This window comes from Hydrogenovibrio sp. 3SP14C1 (assembly GCF_029625905.1).
GTDB lineage: Bacteria > Pseudomonadota > Gammaproteobacteria > Thiomicrospirales > Thiomicrospiraceae > Hydrogenovibrio.
Window position 1 is genome coordinate 95,449 of record NZ_JARTLM010000009.1, and the last position, 16,107, is coordinate 111,555.

19 protein-coding genes are annotated in these 16,107 nt (G+C 42.3%); 14 read left to right on the forward strand and 5 right to left on the reverse strand.

Annotated elements, in window-relative coordinates:
* Nucleotides 1-456, reverse strand: a complete 456-nt coding sequence (locus P8629_RS08990) for an Rrf2 family transcriptional regulator (RefSeq protein WP_278165792.1) — start codon at nt 454-456, stop codon at nt 1-3.
* An 87-nt stretch (nt 457-543) separates the two neighbouring features.
* Between P8629_RS08990 and P8629_RS08995 the strand changes: the two genes are divergently transcribed.
* Nucleotides 544-1,080, forward strand: coding sequence for a hypothetical protein (locus tag P8629_RS08995; protein WP_278165793.1), 537 nt, complete (start codon nt 544-546; stop codon nt 1,078-1,080).
* 39 nt (nt 1,081-1,119) lie between these two features.
* Here the strand turns inward: P8629_RS08995 and hmpA are convergent, their stop codons facing one another.
* The gene (gene hmpA, locus P8629_RS09000; RefSeq protein ID WP_278165794.1) at nt 1,120-2,304 is read right to left on the reverse strand and encodes an NO-inducible flavohemoprotein; all 1,185 of its coding nucleotides are present in this window, start codon (nt 2,302-2,304) and stop codon (nt 1,120-1,122) included.
* Nucleotides 2,305-2,438: 134 nt separating this feature from the next.
* On the opposite strand from hmpA, the gene P8629_RS09005 reads away from it, so the two are divergent.
* The 3 genes from P8629_RS09005 to efpL all read left to right on the forward strand — a co-directional run bounded on the left by P8629_RS09005 (nt 2,439) and on the right by efpL (nt 3,928).
* A complete protein-coding gene (locus P8629_RS09005; protein ID WP_278165795.1) occupies nt 2,439-2,882 on the forward strand; it encodes an RrF2 family transcriptional regulator in 444 nt (147 codons plus the stop codon).
* A gap of 108 nt (nt 2,883-2,990) precedes the next feature.
* Nucleotides 2,991-3,338 carry a YggL family protein gene (locus tag P8629_RS09010; RefSeq protein ID WP_278165796.1) on the forward strand — a complete coding sequence of 116 codons (348 nt, stop codon included), beginning with the start codon at nt 2,991-2,993 and terminating at the stop codon, nt 3,336-3,338.
* Between the two features lie 23 nt (nt 3,339-3,361).
* Nucleotides 3,362-3,928, forward strand: a complete 567-nt coding sequence (gene efpL, locus P8629_RS09015; RefSeq protein WP_278165797.1) for an elongation factor P-like protein EfpL — start codon at nt 3,362-3,364, stop codon at nt 3,926-3,928.
* 8 nt (nt 3,929-3,936) lie between these two features.
* Here the strand turns inward: efpL and P8629_RS09020 are convergent, their stop codons facing one another.
* Nucleotides 3,937-4,638: a hypothetical protein gene (locus P8629_RS09020; protein ID WP_278165798.1), complete on the reverse strand. Its 702-nt coding sequence runs from the start codon at nt 4,636-4,638 to the stop codon at nt 3,937-3,939.
* A 15-nt stretch (nt 4,639-4,653) separates the two neighbouring features.
* A complete protein-coding gene (locus P8629_RS09025; protein WP_278165799.1) occupies nt 4,654-5,310 on the reverse strand; it encodes a DUF6475 domain-containing protein in 657 nt (218 codons plus the stop codon).
* A gap of 267 nt (nt 5,311-5,577) precedes the next feature.
* Here P8629_RS09025 and P8629_RS09030 point away from each other — a divergent pair, with 267 nt between their 5' ends.
* Entirely contained in the window at nt 5,578-6,828 is a 1,251-nt protein-coding gene (locus P8629_RS09030) for a D-alanyl-D-alanine carboxypeptidase/D-alanyl-D-alanine-endopeptidase (protein WP_278165800.1), read from the forward strand.
* A gap of 10 nt (nt 6,829-6,838) precedes the next feature.
* Here P8629_RS09030 and queE read toward each other — a convergent pair whose 3' ends face one another.
* Nucleotides 6,839-7,495, reverse strand: coding sequence for a 7-carboxy-7-deazaguanine synthase (queE, locus tag P8629_RS09035; RefSeq protein ID WP_278165801.1), 657 nt, complete (start codon nt 7,493-7,495; stop codon nt 6,839-6,841).
* 244 nt (nt 7,496-7,739) lie between these two features.
* Here queE and leuC point away from each other — a divergent pair, with 244 nt between their 5' ends.
* The 9 genes from leuC to trpB all read left to right on the forward strand — a co-directional run bounded on the left by leuC (nt 7,740) and on the right by trpB (nt 16,106).
* A complete protein-coding gene (leuC, locus tag P8629_RS09040) occupies nt 7,740-9,164 on the forward strand; it encodes a 3-isopropylmalate dehydratase large subunit (RefSeq protein WP_278165802.1) in 1,425 nt (474 codons plus the stop codon).
* A gap of 2 nt (nt 9,165-9,166) precedes the next feature.
* Nucleotides 9,167-9,811 (forward strand): 3-isopropylmalate dehydratase small subunit, encoded by a 645-nt coding sequence (gene leuD / locus P8629_RS09045; RefSeq protein ID WP_278165803.1) that lies wholly within the window; start codon nt 9,167-9,169, stop codon nt 9,809-9,811.
* A gap of 28 nt (nt 9,812-9,839) precedes the next feature.
* The gene (gene leuB, locus P8629_RS09050) at nt 9,840-10,913 is read left to right on the forward strand and encodes a 3-isopropylmalate dehydrogenase (RefSeq protein ID WP_278165804.1); all 1,074 of its coding nucleotides are present in this window, start codon (nt 9,840-9,842) and stop codon (nt 10,911-10,913) included.
* Nucleotides 10,914-10,996: 83 nt separating this feature from the next.
* Nucleotides 10,997-11,947 (forward strand): M23 family metallopeptidase, encoded by a 951-nt coding sequence (locus tag P8629_RS09055; RefSeq protein WP_278165805.1) that lies wholly within the window; start codon nt 10,997-10,999, stop codon nt 11,945-11,947.
* Nucleotides 11,869-12,369 (forward strand): bactofilin family protein, encoded by a 501-nt coding sequence (locus tag P8629_RS09060; RefSeq protein WP_278165806.1) that lies wholly within the window; start codon nt 11,869-11,871, stop codon nt 12,367-12,369. The genes P8629_RS09055 and P8629_RS09060 overlap by 79 nt, the downstream gene beginning before the upstream one ends.
* A gap of 10 nt (nt 12,370-12,379) precedes the next feature.
* Nucleotides 12,380-13,402 carry an aspartate-semialdehyde dehydrogenase gene (locus P8629_RS09065; RefSeq protein WP_278165807.1) on the forward strand — a complete coding sequence of 341 codons (1,023 nt, stop codon included), beginning with the start codon at nt 12,380-12,382 and terminating at the stop codon, nt 13,400-13,402.
* Between the two features lie 5 nt (nt 13,403-13,407).
* Nucleotides 13,408-14,196 (forward strand): tRNA pseudouridine(38-40) synthase TruA, encoded by a 789-nt coding sequence (gene truA / locus P8629_RS09070; protein ID WP_278165808.1) that lies wholly within the window; start codon nt 13,408-13,410, stop codon nt 14,194-14,196.
* Between the two features lie 12 nt (nt 14,197-14,208).
* Complete coding sequence (locus tag P8629_RS09075) at nt 14,209-14,847, forward strand: phosphoribosylanthranilate isomerase (RefSeq protein ID WP_278165809.1); 639 nt, start codon at nt 14,209-14,211, stop codon at nt 14,845-14,847.
* Nucleotides 14,848-14,900: 53 nt separating this feature from the next.
* Nucleotides 14,901-16,106 carry a tryptophan synthase subunit beta gene (gene trpB, locus P8629_RS09080; RefSeq protein WP_278165810.1) on the forward strand — a complete coding sequence of 402 codons (1,206 nt, stop codon included), beginning with the start codon at nt 14,901-14,903 and terminating at the stop codon, nt 16,104-16,106.
* Nucleotide 16,107 lies beyond the last annotated feature (1 nt).

Genomic DNA, 16,107 nt, shown 5'->3' on the forward strand with positions numbered 1-16,107 from the left:
TTAGCTCTCAGAAAGCTCTGTCGTATTTTGCGAAAGTAAGCATTGTCTTAAGCATTGTTGATTTTTAGTAATATCGGCTAACGTATACTGGTCTAATGTGGTTAAAAACGCTTCCATTGCCTTGAATAAAGCTGGCTTTAACAAACAAATTTGTTGAATGTGGCATTCCGGTTGTTCACAGTTAACAGGTTTTAACGTTATTTCAAATTTTCTAACAACCTGACCGACAACAATATCTGATGGCGCTTTGGATAAAATAATGCCGCCGTTTTTACCTCGAATGGTCTTAATCATGTTTTCTTTTCCTAAATGGTGCACCACTTTAATTAAGTGGTTTTTAGGAATGCCAAACTTTTCTGAAATGGTTTTGATTTGCACTTTGGTATCTGGTTTGTCTTGCATTGCCAAGTACATTAATACTCTTAGGGCATAGTCTGTATATTTAGTTAATTGCATAAAAGTGTATCTTATATGTATCTTTATGGACATTTGCGAATAAAGTCTTTAAGATGTATTTTGGTTGCATCTTAAAGGAGTAAGAGCATGTCCGTTACAAATTTAAATTATCGTCAAAAAAAGCTGTCGAAAACCCCGCATCACATTTTTAATTTAAATATGATTCTTGTGCATTTATTTGCAGTTGTGTTTTTGTTTGAATTTCATCTTTATCATTGGTTTTGGATTATTCCCGTCATTTCGATAATGATTATGCTATCACAATACGCTTTTTCTAGATCATTGCTTTCAGAGCAAAAAGGAGAGGAGGATGTAAATAAGCAGTATGTTTTAGCGAACTGGAAACTGGTCAATCGACATAACCGTAACATTTTGATTGGGTATATCATTGGTGGCACTTTATTATCACTTGGTTATTTTTTATCGAACAATATGACGCATGATCCCAATATGAGCCAGATCATTATGACTATTTTTCTATATCTTTCTGGTAACTTGATGTTATTGATTTTATTGGTTACGTTCGTGTTAAGCAGTGGTGCTGTTTGGCATGCGAGTAAAGGGGAAATGACCAAAGCGCTTGAAAGACGAATGGGTGCCAATTCAGTAGTGAAGACACATTAAAGATAACAGCCCTCTCTTGGTGAAGAGAGGGCGATCGGTTTAACTCAGCTTGGTTGTTGGGCCAAATATTTCATAATGGAGCTGCTCTTCATTAAAGCCCATGTTTAAACATATCTCATTCACAGAACGCATAAATGGTTTAGCGCCACAAAAATAGATATCTGACTGCGTATTTGGCAGCCATTCCTGTAAGACATCATGGGTTAAAATGCCCTTGTGATCTCCTCCTGATTCCGCTTCATAAGCGACATAATAATTAAAGCCATACTGCTGCTGTAAATCGTTTAAAGCATCTTTCATGATGTGGTGCTCGCTACTGCGGCAGCATTGAATAAAAGTTAGTTGGTTAGCGTCAACTTTTGGTAGTTGCTGTAAAAGCATGCTAAGTAAAGGGGTAATACCGACGCCGCCAGCAATAAAAGTCATGTGCTGGTCGTTAGGGTTTTGAATGACAAAATCACCAGTGGGTGGTTGCAACCAAACGGTCTCGTTTTCGTGCGCATCGTGTAAATAGTTTGAGACGACGCCAGGGCAACTTGAATGGTTCTTTTCTGATTTAACTGTGATTCGATAAAAATCATCACCAGGTGCATTGGATAAAGAATATTGACGAATTTCTTCATACCCTTGTTGTTCTGGTTTGATACGAACTCCAACATACTGTCCTGCGTCAAATTTGGGATGAAGCCCATCTTTCGCTTTTAAATAAAAAGATTTAACGTTATTTGATTCTGTAACGATTTGATCAATCTTAAAGGGTTTAAATCCTCTCCACCCATTTAGTTTTTGTTCATTTGCAGTATAAATATCTTCTTCTGTGGCAATAAAAATGTCTGCTAAAGCGTTATAAGCAACCCCCCAAGCTTCAAGGATGGGATGATTGTTGGGAAGGCTGAGATGTTGTTGTATTGCTTCAAGAAGATACTTTCCAACAATTGGGTAGTGCTCTGGTTGAATTGATAAACTGGCATGTTTGTGGGCAATGCGTTTAACCATAGGAGTCAGTTCTTGTAGTTCGTCAATTTTGCTGGCATACATGAATATCGATTCTGCTAAAGCTTTGGACTGGTCACCTTGCGCTTGGTTGGCCATATTAAAAATATTTTTAAGTTCAGGATGATTTAAGAATAGTTTTTGATAAAAAAGATCTGTAATTTCAATCCCTTGTTCTGCCAATACAGGAGCCGTTTCTTTGATGGTTTGTATAACGTTTTCAGATAGCATATTGCGAAATTTCCTTTGTGGTTTAACGATTTAAAATAAAGATGCATTTTACATGCATCTTTAAAGGTGCATCATATTTGAATGTTTGGTGGCTTGTCAAATATAATGAGATATAAATTAGGAGTGGGCGAGCGATGCAATTAACCAAACAAACTGATTTTGCTTTTCGGGTGTTGATTTATTTGGCTTCGAAAAAGCAAGGTGAACTGTCGAATATTCAAATGATTTCTGAGCGATATGATGTTTCTAAAAGTCACTTGATGAAGGTGGTTCAAAAATTAGCGAGCCATGGACTGGTTCATTCGGTCAGGGGACAGCAGGGCGGTATTTATTTGGAGAAAGACCTTCATGACATTTCGGTGCGGCAAGTAGTTGAGTTGATGGAAGTGACGTTAAACCCTGTAAATTGCGACGAGCCGGTTTGTAAAATTCATGATGTCTGCCAGTTGAAGAAATATCTAAATCAAGCTCAGAATCAATATCTGTCGTACCTAGAACAGTTTACCCTGGCCGATATTGTGAATGATTCTATTCGACAAGAAATCTTTCCGGATGCGATTACGCTTCATCAAGCTTAAAGTTGTGAAAAATGACCAGGCCTGGTCATTTTTTAGTTTAAAGCCATTCTTTTTAAGATAAGTCTGCTATATTTCCCTTTTATTGATTCAAATTAGGAATCCTGTTTTATGAGTATTGAACAAACGTCGCAGCGTAATAGACGATTGCGTAAAAAATTATTTGTTGGAGAGTTTACGGTTTATGTTTTTGAAGTCTCTCTTCAGCTTAAAGAAATGTCTTTAGACGCATTTGAACAGTTTGTAGATGAGTTTATTGATGTCATTGAAGCAAATCATTTGGTTTTGGGCGGCAGTGGGGACGGTACTTGTCAGTTCCGAGGCATTGTCGCTTCTGAAAAGCGGTATGCCTCTGCCACTGAAGAAGATCGTCAAACGATCAAGTCGTGGCTTGAAAAACAGCCTCAGTGTGAAGCCGTTACGGTTGGTGCATTGGTTGATATGAACGATGTATTTTAAACAGCAAGGTTGAGAGTTGTAAGATGCCAAAAGCGAATGAGTTAAAAAAAGGAATGGTGGTCGAGATTAATGACGCGCCTTATGTGGTCAAGACGGTGGATTGTAAAAGCCCTTCGTCTCGCGGTGCGGCGACTTTGTATAAAGTACGTTTTAATAATGTGAAAACCGGCCAGAAACTGGATGAATCCTTAAAAGGTGATGACTTTCTAAAAGAGCTGGATTGTCAGAGAATGCCGATTCAATTCAGTTACATGGACGGTGAGAATTATGTGTTTATGAATTTGACTGATTATTCACAATACATGCTTTCTCCCGAGGATCTAGAAGGTCAAACGGGCTATATTTCCGAAACCTTGGAAGGAATGGATGCCATCGTCTTGGATGAACAAGTGATTTCGGTTGAATTACCGGTTGCGATTGCATTGGAAATTGCTGAAACGGCACCTGGGATGAAAAGTGCTTCGGCTAACAGTCGAACCAAACCGGCGGTTTTAAGTACCGGGTTGGAAATTCAGGTGCCGGAATATATTGATCAAGGCGAAGTGGTTAAAGTCAATTCTGAGACAGGTAAGTATATGTCTCGTGCGTAAAATCTGATTTACTCGTGGGTGATTTTTACCGACTTGTACAGTTGTGGATCTTGCGTTTTCTTTTTTAACCAGCTGTTGGCAGCGCTTTGTACTGAGCGCTCAATGGCGGCACGTTTTCCTGTCCCGTTGTTCTTGGCATCGGTTTGTGCTTTTTCTTTATTGTTACTGACCCAGAAGCGCCAATAAGCCACCAAATCGCTGTTCCAGAAACGGTCTGGGTTAGAGGCGACATAATGCAGAAATTTGTCAAAACTGGCATTTGACACTTCTGCCGTTAAGCCTTCTTCCTGCGCATATAAAAGCAACGCTTCGGTGTCTTCTCGAATCAGTTGAGACAGTTTTTTGTTTAATATGGAATCTGTCCCTTGGAATCGTTTTAGATGTTTTTTCAGGTTGTCATCCAGTAAAGGTTCGCTGCCACGCAAATTGCTGTCTGCTTCTAACGTCAACCCGGTTTGTTCTTGATAAGCGGTTGGGTTGATGGTGAAAATGCAGAAGTCTTCCAGGTTGCGCCTGACTTCAATGATCTTGCGTTCTTCCAAGCGCAATAAAACTTTATAAAGCAGTTCATCTTTCCAAAAGGAAAAAATCTGTTCCAGTTCATCGGTTTTAATAGGGGTTCTGGCATAGTTAAACTGTAGCCAGCCTAGAAAAATTGCTTCATGAATGGATAACTTTTCAGCAACTTGCGTTTCAAAACGAATATTCATACGTGTGCCTTAAAATTATTTGGCGGAGTTGGCAGGGCTTTGTAAATTTTTAACCAATTTTTCGGTCGCCTGGCTGATGGTAATCAGATTGTCTGGGCTTTTCAGTTTTTTCATCACTTCTTTGGCTTTTTCTGGGTCACCGATCAACACTGGCGGAGCCTTTTTGGCGCCTTTGATTTTAGCGTTTTGTGCGTTGATGATGCCTGTTAATTCAATAGGAGGCTGTTGTTGCGCAGGAGTGCCATAAAGTGCACGGTAGGCATTTTTAAATTCATTCGCCTTGAATACCAAAGATTTTTCATCTGGGATATCACATAAAGCCATCCAACCGCCCATTTTATGAATGATTTGGTGGATTAATGGGTCGTGGAAAACCACATCCTGATAAGCCCCGACTTTACGAATGGCGGTTTCGACTTCACTCCAAGCACGGAGCGCATTGTCTTGCGTGCCGCCTTTACAGTTTTTGATAATGTCAGAAACTTTTGGCCACCACTTTCCATCTTCGGGATGTTGCATATGCGCATTGAATGCGGCTTGCACTTCATCAATGGAGTAATCTTTCAGACCATTCCAATACATTTCGAAGGTAAGATCTGTTAAATCCTTTTCATAATATGCAAAAACCCAACTTAGGATTTGCGAGAACTTTTCCATGTCTTGAACTTGCATAGCGTGTCCCATTAATGACGTTTCTGAGCAAAGATGACGACTCTCGTCGTAACCAATAAATAAGTAAAATGAATCGTTATGTTATTTTTATATCTTATCATTTTTGAACTGCATCTGTGTTTGCAATTCGCTGGGAAATGAAGCTAAAAATGACCAGGCCTGGTCAAAAATAACAGGACACACTTGAGTTGCTTGAAAGCTTATACCAAACGAAAGCAAAAGGCGTTAAAATGAAAAGATAAATGATTGATAAGGTTTTGAAATATCGTGAAACGATTTGTGCATCAGTGGGGTGTTGGCGTCGGGCTTTTATTGGGAAGTATGCTTCTTTATGCCGCGCCTGCTTCGCTTTCTATACAAGAAGCGTTGGGTCAGCTTCGGGAAACGGGTGCGCTGATGTTAAATGCTCAGCAAGAACCGTTGGTCGAAAAAGACCCTTCAAAACTCAGAGTGCCCGCTTCGACCACGAAGCTGGTGACCGCCTATTTGGCATTGAAGCACTGGGGTGCAGGTTACCGTTTTAAAACCGATTTTTATGTGACTCGAAATGCGAGTGATCTTACGACGCTTTGTGTAAAAGGTTATGGAGACCCTTTTTTGGTGTCGGAAGAGATTCAAAAAATGGCACGTCGTTTAGCGCTTCAGCTGAAAGAAGTCGGTGTGGGAGAGATAGATAACATTATTTTGGATACGGGATACTTTGAGTCTAATGTGGTGCTTCCAGGGCGGTCGAATACAGATAATCCTTATGATGCGATTCCAGGGGCTTTGGCCGCCAACTTTAATACACTCTATTTGAAAAAAAGAAATGGCAAGCTGGTTTCTGCTGAATCTCAAACCCCGTTGACACCGTTGGCAATTGAACTTGGAAAACAAGCCAACTTGCGACATGGTCGCTTTAATTTGGGCGGGGATGCCAGAATGGGAGAGCGGTATTTTGCTGAGTTATTAAGCGCTTTCTTGCAGCAGTCAGGCGTACAAGTAAAAAATGAGGTTCAGTGGCGCAGCTTAAAAGACTCCGCAGTTTTGAATGGTGAGTCGCCTTTTTATCGTCACCAGAATACGTTGACATTGGCCGAAATGATCCGCCCGATGATGCAATATTCGACCAACTTTATTGCCAATCAACTGGCTTTGAAATTGAGCGCAGAAAAATTTGGACCGCCAGCTTCAGCCGAAAAGGTCAAGCGGATGATGAAGGCAGATTTAACGCATTATTTGGGCTGGCAGGATTTTTATCTGGAAGATGGTGCAGGATTATCCCATCAAAATCGGTTGAGCCCGCAACAACTGGTTTTGTTATTGCAGGCATTTCGACCTTGGAAATCGTTGTTGCCGGAAGTTGAAGATCACATCTTTGCCAAATCGGGCACTTTGATTGGTGTGAGTGCCTTGGCAGGATATATTTATCAGCAAGAGCAATGGCTTCCATTTGCTTTGATGATTAACCAACCCGTGCCGTTTGCCTATAAAAACCAGTTGGCATTAAAACTTAAACAGCAACTGGAAAATCGATAACGCCAAAGCACTAATCGACGCCCAGTATCTTGTGGGTTTGTAAGCTGAGCTTCCATTGAGGATGTTTCAAGCAATACGCTAACGTGGCTTTCAGGTTTTTTGCTTGAATGACCGGATCCGCATCATCCATTGCTTGAAGGTAAAAGTGTTTGAAATCCAAGTTCTTGACTGTTTCAGGTTGCAACTCTGCTTGCGGGTAAACCAGTTTTAATTCATCTCCCGAGTCCAGAATTAATGGTGCGTTTGCCTTTGGGCTGACGCAAATCCAATCAATGTTATCAGGGGCGTTTTGCGTACCATTGGTTTCAACGGCAATTTCAAATCCGCGTTGATGAAATATATCAACCAGTGTTTGGTCAACTTGCAATAAGGGCTCTCCGCCCGTTAACACCACAAACGGATGAGGGCAGGCCTGGTCATTTTTATCGGTCGGCCAAAGCGATAATAAATGTTGTGCTAAGCTGTCAGCGTCTTTAAAACTCCCGCCATTCTGGCCATCTGTACCCAAAAAATCGGTATCACAAAACTGGCAAACGGCGTTGCTGCGATCTGCTTCTCGACCTGTCCACAAGTTACAATTTGTGAAGCGGCAGAAAATGGCGGGGCGTCCGGAATGAAATCCTTCCCCTTGTAAAGAATAAAATGCTTCTTTAATGCGATAACCCATGTTGTTCCTTAGCGTGGTTTTTGGTTTGTTGAACGCGCTAATTTTTCCAATGAAACGGTTTTGAAATGCTATAATGTTTAGCTATTTTTTAGACCTTGTGTTCCTGTAAATTCATTGAATTCTATAGCGAATACTGTTCGACGCCTGAAAGATTGAATGCATTAAAGCGGCGGTTAACGCCTTTTGAGTGCTTAGATGGGATTCAGTCTGTTCAAGTAACAATGTTAGGAGTGGAATTATACCAATGTCTGCTAAGACCTTATACGATAAATTGTGGGACAGTCATGTCGTCCGCGAAGAAGAAGACGGAACGGCTTTGATTTATATTGATCGACAGTTGTTGCACGAAGTGACCTCACCTCAAGCATTTGAAGGATTGCGTCTTGCAAATCGTAAGCCTTGGCGTATCGATGCGAACCTGGCTACGCCGGATCATAATGTGCCAACCACCGCTTTTAATTCAGTGGAAGATATCGTCGATCCGATTTCTCGTATTCAGGTGCAGACATTGGATGCGAATACCAAGCAGTTCGGGATTACCGAATTTGGTATCGGGGATGTGCGCCAAGGAATCGTGCATGTTGTCGGCCCGGAAGAAGGGGTAACATTGCCAGGCATGACGTTGGTGTGTGGTGATTCGCACACCGCCACGCATGGTGCCTTAGGCGCGTTGGCGCATGGTGTCGGAACCTCTGAAGTCGAACATGTTTTAGCAACACAATGTCTGATTCAAAAGAAAATGAAAAACATGCTGGTCAAAGTGGATGGCAGACTTCAACCGGGAGTGAGCCCGAAAGATGTCGTGTTGGCGATTATCGGACAGATCGGAACCGCGGGTGGAAACGGCCATGCGATTGAGTTTGGCGGGCAGGTTTTCCGCGATATGTCGATCGAAGGGCGAATGACGGTTTGTAATATGGCAATTGAAGCCGGCGCCCGTGTTGGTTTGGTGGCGGTTGACGAAAAGACGGTTGAGTATGTCAAAGGACGCCCTTTTGCTCCGAAATCGGAAGATTGGGATGCAGCAGTCGCGGCATGGCAAGACTTAAAGTCTGACGAGAATGCTCAATTCGACAAAGTCGTTGAAATTGACGGGTCAAAAATTGAGCCTCAAGTCTCTTGGGGAACGTCTCCAGAGATGGTATCGGATGTGAATGGTAAAGTGCCTAATCCATCTCATGAAGTTGATGATGTGAAAGCAAGTGGGATTCGCCGAGCACTTGACTATATGGGACTTCAAGCGGATATGGCTATTACGGATATTCCGGTTGATTATGTCTTTATTGGCTCTTGTACCAATTCACGTATTGAAGATTTCCGTGAAGCAGCAGCTGTGCTGAAAGGGCGGAAAGTAGCCAGTTCGGTGGAACAGGCTTTGGTTGTTCCTGGGTCAGGCCTGGTGAAAAAACAAGCTGAGGAAGAAGGCTTGGATAAAATTTTTATTGAAGCCGGCTTTGAATGGCGTAATCCGGGCTGTTCGATGTGTCTTGCAATGAATGCGGATAGACTTCCGAGTGGTAAGCATTGCGCGTCTACTTCAAATCGAAACTTCGAAGGGCGCCAAGGTGCTGGTGGTCGTACGCATTTGGTCAGTCCTCAAATGGCAGCGGCTGCAGCGGTTGCGGGACATTTTGTTGATGTGCGTGACATGATGAAAGAGGCAAGCTAAAGATGAGTATGGATAAATTTACAGCCTTAACGGCGATTGTAGCACCGATGGATCGTTCAAATGTTGATACGGATGCGATTATCCCTAAGCAGTTTTTAAAGTCGATTAAACGGACTGGGTTTGGGCCTAACTTATTTGATGAGTGGCGCTATGAAGATGTGGGTGAGCCAGGAGTGGATAACTCAAATCGTCCTCTACGTAAAGAATTTTTATTGAATCAGCCTCGTTATCAGGGCGCGCGTATTTTGTTGGCGCGCGAAAACTTTGGGTGTGGTTCCAGTCGAGAACATGCGCCTTGGGCGTTAAAAGATTACGGGTTTGATGTCATTATCGCACCAAGCTTTGCTGATATCTTTTTCAATAACAGCTTTAAGAATGGTATTTTGCCGATTGTTCTGGACGAAGCCATTATTGATGGCTTATTTAAAGAAGTCTTTGCTGAAGAAGGGTATCAGTTAACAGTCGATTTAGAGCATCAACAGATTAAAAAGCCAAACGGAGAGGCAATTCCGTTTGAGGTGGATTCTTTCCGCCGTCATTGTTTGCTTAACGGGTTGGATGATATTGGACTAACTTTACAGCACGAAGATGAAATTAAAGCCTTTGAAGCGAAATATAAAGCTGCTTCTCCATGGTTGTACCGATAAGATTTATTAAATTTAGAGTGAAAATGTAATGACACAAGAAGTATTGATTTTGCCCGGTGATGGGATTGGACCAGAAATTACAGCAGAAGCCGTTAAGGTTTTAGAGGCACTTAAGCAGAATGATAACCTGGATATCACGATGACGCATGACTTGGTTGGTGGTGCGGCTTATGATGCGCATGGTGTCCCTTTAGCAGAAGAGACGCTAGAGAAGGCCAAGCAGTCTGATGCGATTTTGTTGGGTGCAGTCGGTGGTTACCAATGGGAATCATTGGATATTTCGGTACGTCCTGAAAAGGGATTGTTGGCATTACGTTCTAATCTAGAGCTGTTTGCCAACCTAAGGCCGGCGTATCTTTTTCCGCAACTAGCGGATGCTTCTACGTTAAAGCCTGAAGTGGTTGCAGGGTTGGATATCTTGATTGTTCGTGAATTGACTGGGGGGATTTACTTTGGTCAGCCGCGTGGTATTCGTACTTTGGAGAATGGGGAGCGTCAAGGGTATAACACCTATGTTTACTCAGAATCTGAAATCAAACGTATCGCCCATGTTGCTTTCGAAGCAGCGATGAAACGCAACAAAAAACTTTGTTCTGTGGATAAAGCAAACGTGTTGGAAGTGACCGAAATGTGGCGTGAGATTGTTGATGAAGTTGCTAAGGAGTATCCAGAAGTTGAGGTTCAACACATGTATGTTGATAATGCGGCAATGCAATTGGTACTTAATCCGAAGCAGTTTGATGTGATGGTGACCGGTAATATGTTTGGTGATATCTTATCAGATGAAGCGTCTATGTTGACGGGATCGATTGGTATGTTGGCATCTGCTTCTTTGGATGCGAACAACAAAGGGATGTATGAGCCGAGTCATGGTTCAGCGCCGGATATTGCAGGTCAAAACATCGCAAACCCTTTGGCGACGATTTTGTCAGCAGCCATGATGTTACGGTATAGTTTGAACCGTGAAGATTTAGCCTTGAAAATCGAGGCAGCGGTCAGTAAGGTGTTGGATCAAGGTTTAAGAACGGGTGATATTTGGTCAGAAGGGTTAACAAAAGTATCGACATCAGAAATGGGCGATGCGGTCGTGGCAAGTCTGTAAAGATTTTTACGGATAGAAAGTGCAATTTTCCTATAATTGTGTAAACTGCATTGCGAGACGATGATTAGGAATGCCTTTTTAAGATGAAGAATCATTTTACGATAACCATAAGTGATGTGCATGGGTCACGTCATTTCTCTTTCAAACAGTTTATGCGAAAATTCGCGCTGTTTGTTGTGTTGTTTATCTTCTTGATGCTAGCCGGGGCGGTCACTGTTATTTGGTGGTTGAACCAGGAAATTATCGATATTCAGGATAAACGACAGGTTGCCGAAGCCAGCTATCATTCTGTGATAGAAGAGAGTAAAAATTCTTACATGACTTTGGAAGCGGAAAAGCGAAAGCTTCAAAGTCAGTTGGATAATAAATCGAAACAAATTCAATTTTTAGATCAAACCTTGCAAGGTTTGGAAGACTTGATCGGCGTGAAGCCGGATGAAGATGAGTTATTAACGGATCGCGTAAAGATTGTTCAGCTGACTACGCTTGAAAAGCAGATCATGTTGGAAGACATCCCCAGTGGACGACCTGTTCAGAAGTATCAGGGGGTTAGTAGTAGCTTTGGTTGGCGTATTCATCCAGTGAAAGGCACGAAAGAATATCATAGAGGGATTGATTATCGAGGTAAGCGCGGAGATGGTGTTATTGCTACGGCTAGCGGTACCATTGAATATGCCGGATATCACAAAAGAAGTGGGTATGGGCGCTTAATCATCATTTCTCACGACAATGGTTTTAAAACACTTTATGGGCACATGAGCAAATTGCATGTGAAAACCGGTCAAGTGATTAAAAAAGGGGAGTTAATCGGTGAAATCGGTTCTACCGGATTATCTTCAGGGCCTCATTTGCATTATGAGGTGAGTTTTGTACAGCGTAAACTAAATCCAGTTCCGTTTATTAACTGGGATTTAAAGCATTATGATGAAATATTTAAAAAGGTAAAAGGTGTGCCATGGGGATCTTTAAGTCAGGTGGTTCAAAGTCGCGTCCAGCAGGTGGAAAAACAATTATTGCTGCGGGATGTAAAATAAACGGTGAAATTAAAGACCTAGATGGTGCCTTGCATATTGATGGTCATATCGATGGTGTTGTTGAGACAGATTATGATGTTTCTATTGGTGATGAGGGGATTGTTACAGGGCTCATTAAAGCAAAAACCATTGTTGTGAGTGGCACGCTAGAAGGCAAAGTGGCTTGTGAAAGTATTGATATACTGGCTACTGGAAAGCTTTTAGGAGAAGTCGTTTGCGGTGAAATGATGATTGAATCCGGTGGTAAGTTTATTGGTGAAAGCCGAGAGCTGACTGAAGGTGGTTTAATTGTCAGTTTTCCAGAGAACGAAAAACAAAAATTAGAAAATCAGGCGAGATCGGTTGTTGAAATGATTAAAAATCAAGCATCCATTATGGACGATCTACAATCATCGGAAGCCGAAGCAGTAAAAAGCAAGTAAAGGGAAAAATATGACAAAACAGTATGATATTGCCGTTGTAGGTGCGACGGGTGCCGTTGGTGAAACGATTTTAAAAGTACTTGAAGAACGTAATTTCCCAGTTCGCAATTTATACCCACTTGCCAGCAGTCGCTCTGCAGGTAAGAAGCTAGAATTCAATGGGGGTTGGGTTGAGATTCAGGATTTGGCAACATTTGATTTTTCAAAGGTTCAGATCGGTTTGTTTTCACCGGGTGCCAGTGTTTCTAGAGAATATGCGCCTAAAGCCGCTGCTGCAGGATGTATTGTCGTAGATAACACGTCGGAATTCCGTTATGACGAAGACATCCCTTTAGTGGTGCCAGAAGTGAACCCAGCAGCAGTCGCAGGTTATAAAAACCGGGGCATTATTGCAAACCCGAACTGTTCAACTATTCAAATGATGGTCGCTTTAAAACCTATTTATGATGCAGTGGGGATTGAACGTATTAACGTATCGACCTATCAGGCGGTTTCAGGTTCAGGTAAAGAAGCAATTGATGAGCTAGCAACACAAACAGCTAATCTACTTAATATGAAGCCAGTGGAAACTAAGGTTTATCCTAAACAAATCGCATTTAACTGTATTCCGCAAATTGATGTTTTCCAAGAAAATGGTTATACCAAAGAAGAAATGAAAATGGTTTGGGAAACGAAAAAAATCATGGAAGATGATTCGATTCTTGTCAACCCGACAGCAGTACGTGTCCCAGTTTTCTTTGGTCACAGTGAAGCGATTCATTTAGAAACTAAAGAAAAAATCACGGCTGAACAAGCGAAAGAGTTGTTTAGAAACTTCGAAGGTATCGTTTTAATTGATGAGCATGTTGATGGTGGATACCCTACAGCCGTTACGGATGCCGCTAATACAAACCCAGTTTATGTCGGAAGAGTACGCGAAGATATTTCTTGTGATAAAGGTTTGAATATCTGGGTTGTGGCAGATAACGTGCGTAAAGGTGCTGCTACCAACACAGTTCAAATTGCTGAGCTGTTGATTAAAGACCATATCTAATAGACATGGCTTTACTGGCGATTGGTATTGAATACCAAGGAACCGCTTATTGTGGCTGGCAGCATCAAAAACATTGTGACTCTGTTCAGCAACAACTTGAAAAAGCATTGTCCAATATCGCTAATGAAACAATTGGCTTGAATTGTGCCGGCCGAACGGATACAGGCGTGCATGCTGTTGGTCAAGTCGCTCATTTTAAGACGAATGTTGATCGACCGGATAAAGCGTGGGTTCAGGGGGTTAATACCCAGTTACCAAGTGATATCCGGGTGACATGGGTAAAATCGATGCAGGAAGATTTTCATGCTCGATTTTCTGCCATTGCTCGGCAATATCGTTATGTGATATTTAATCGTCCTGTTCATTCTGCCATTTTAGCCAATCGCGTGACCTGGGAAAACCGCCCTTTAGATGTGAAAAAAATGCATAGTGCCGCTCAGAGTTTATTGGGTGAAAATGATTTCTCGTCCTTCAGGGCATCTGGTTGTCAAGCTTCCCACGCTAATCGCAATGTGCAGTCTTTAAAGGTTTCGCGCCAAGGCAATTTTGTGTTTATTGATATCCAAGCCAACGCGTTTTTGCACCATATGGTCCGAAATATTGTCGGTACTTTATTGGAAGTGGGGCGGCTGGAAAAACCTATTGATTGGGTGGCAGAATTGTTGAAAAAGCAAGACCGGACTCAAGCAGGTATGACGGCACCGGCTGACGGCTTATATTTTGTGAATGCGCTTTACCCTGAACAGTTTGAACTGCCTAAAGTTGCGTTAGACGAACTGCTTTGGCAAGCCTAAAAGAGTTGGACGATGCAAACTAGAACGCGTGTTAAAATTTGTGGCATTACCAATATAACTGATGCAAAGGCGGCTGTTGAAGCCGGAGCGGATGCAATCGGATTCGTTTTTTATGAAAAAAGTCCCAGAGCGGTCACAATTGACCAGGCCTGGTCAATTTTTCAAAATTTGCCAGCTTTTGTCACGACGACAGCATTGTTTGTAAATCCAAGCGCTGTTTTGGTACAAAAGGTTATCGAAGAACTTAAGGTTGATTTGTTACAGTTTCATGGTGATGAATCGCCAGCATTTTGCGAGCAATTCTCTCGTCCTTATATAAAAGCCATTCGTATGCAGGCTGAGACGGATTTAGAGCTATTGGCAGACCAATATGCGTCAAGTCAAGGTTTGTTGCTTGATACCTATGTTAAAGGCATTCCGGGTGGAACAGGGGCTGCTTTTAATTGGGATTGGGTTTCGCCTGAAAAGCGACAAAAAATGACGCTACCCGTTATTTTAGCGGGGGGGTTAAGTGAAGAAAATGTTGGGCAGGGAATTGAGTCCGTTCACCCATGGGCAGTTGATGTCAGTGGGGGCGTAGAATTAACGCCTGGCCAAAAATCTTCAAAAAAAATACAGGCTTTTATTCAAGCTGTAAATGATGTTCGGTAAACGCGAAACGCGCTTGATTACCGTTTTGATAAAACGAAAGTGGATTAAATAGAATGAGTATTGATTATTCGCAATATCCTGATAAAAAAGGACATTTTGGAGTTTATGGTGGCATTTTTGCGCCTGAAACTCTAATGGCTGCATTAGAAGAACTGAGCCAACAATATGAAAGTGTCAAAAACGATCCAGCATTTATCGCTGAATTAACTAAAGACTATCAAGATTATGTTGGACGTCCTACGCCTTTATATTATGCAGAGCGATGGTCAGAATCATTAGGCGGCGCCAAGATTTATTTAAAGCGTGAAGACTTGAATCACACTGGTGCCCACAAAATTAATAACACGATCGGTCAAGCTTTATTGGCAAAACGCCTAGGTAAAAAACGCATTATTGCCGAAACGGGGGCAGGACAACATGGTGTTGCCAGCGCGACGGTTGCAGCCCGACTGGGTCTTGAATGCGTGGTTTACATGGGGGCTGATGATGTCGTTCGCCAAGCGCCTAATGTGGCACGTATGAAGATGCTGGGTGCGGAAGTCATTGGAGTAGAGTCCGGTACACGTACCTTGAAAGATGCTTTGAATGAAGCGATGCGTGATTGGGTGACGAATGTGGATGATACGTTTTACATTATCGGCACGGTCGCGGGCCCACATCCTTATCCGGCAATGGTGCGTGATTTTCAAGCGATTATTGGTCGTGAAGCCAAGCAACAACATTTTGAAAAAGAAGGTAAATTACCGGATGCTTTGATTGCCTGTGTTGGCGGCGGGTCAAACGCAATTGGTTTGTTTTATGATTTTTTACCCGATGAATCGGTCAAGATTTATGGTGTTGAAGCGGGTGGACTTGGTCTGGAAACAGGGCAGCACGCAGCACCCTTGTGTGAAGGAAAGTCAGGTGTACTGCATGGTAATCGCACTTATTTGATGGAAGATGAGAACGGTCAGATTTTAGGAACCCATTCTATTTCTGCTGGGTTGGATTATCCGGGAGTCGGGCCAGAGCATTCATGGCTAAAAGACATTGGTCGCGTTAAATATGTAGCGATTAATGATGATGAGGCAATGCAGGGCTGTCGTGATTTGACTAAGTTTGAAGGGATTATTCCAGCATTAGAATCAAGTCATGCATTGGCCTATGCGACAAAGCTCGCCCCAACGATGTCTAAAGACCAAACCATTATTGTGAACTTATCAGGTCGTGGTGACAAAGATATGAATACCATAGCGAAAATTGAGGGGTTTGAGTTTTAAA

Coding starts and splice junctions, on each gene's coding strand:
- P8629_RS08990 (WP_278165792.1), bottom strand. CDS start 456: ATGCAATTAACTAAATATACAGACTATGCCCTAAGAGTATTAATGTAC.
- P8629_RS08995 (WP_278165793.1), top strand. CDS start 544: ATGTCCGTTACAAATTTAAATTATCGTCAAAAAAAGCTGTCGAAAACC.
- hmpA (WP_278165794.1), bottom strand. CDS start 2,304: ATGCTATCTGAAAACGTTATACAAACCATCAAAGAAACGGCTCCTGTA.
- P8629_RS09005 (WP_278165795.1), top strand. CDS start 2,439: ATGCAATTAACCAAACAAACTGATTTTGCTTTTCGGGTGTTGATTTAT.
- P8629_RS09010 (WP_278165796.1), top strand. CDS start 2,991: ATGAGTATTGAACAAACGTCGCAGCGTAATAGACGATTGCGTAAAAAA.
- efpL (WP_278165797.1), top strand. CDS start 3,362: ATGCCAAAAGCGAATGAGTTAAAAAAAGGAATGGTGGTCGAGATTAAT.
- P8629_RS09020 (WP_278165798.1), bottom strand. CDS start 4,638: ATGAATATTCGTTTTGAAACGCAAGTTGCTGAAAAGTTATCCATTCAT.
- P8629_RS09025 (WP_278165799.1), bottom strand. CDS start 5,310: ATGCAAGTTCAAGACATGGAAAAGTTCTCGCAAATCCTAAGTTGGGTT.
- queE (WP_278165801.1), bottom strand. CDS start 7,495: ATGGGTTATCGCATTAAAGAAGCATTTTATTCTTTACAAGGGGAAGGA.
- leuC (WP_278165802.1), top strand. CDS start 7,740: ATGTCTGCTAAGACCTTATACGATAAATTGTGGGACAGTCATGTCGTC.
- leuD (WP_278165803.1), top strand. CDS start 9,167: ATGAGTATGGATAAATTTACAGCCTTAACGGCGATTGTAGCACCGATG.
- leuB (WP_278165804.1), top strand. CDS start 9,840: ATGACACAAGAAGTATTGATTTTGCCCGGTGATGGGATTGGACCAGAA.
- P8629_RS09055 (WP_278165805.1), top strand. CDS start 10,997: ATGAAGAATCATTTTACGATAACCATAAGTGATGTGCATGGGTCACGT.
- P8629_RS09060 (WP_278165806.1), top strand. CDS start 11,869: ATGGGGATCTTTAAGTCAGGTGGTTCAAAGTCGCGTCCAGCAGGTGGA.
- P8629_RS09065 (WP_278165807.1), top strand. CDS start 12,380: ATGACAAAACAGTATGATATTGCCGTTGTAGGTGCGACGGGTGCCGTT.
- truA (WP_278165808.1), top strand. CDS start 13,408: ATGGCTTTACTGGCGATTGGTATTGAATACCAAGGAACCGCTTATTGT.
- P8629_RS09075 (WP_278165809.1), top strand. CDS start 14,209: ATGCAAACTAGAACGCGTGTTAAAATTTGTGGCATTACCAATATAACT.
- trpB (WP_278165810.1), top strand. CDS start 14,901: ATGAGTATTGATTATTCGCAATATCCTGATAAAAAAGGACATTTTGGA.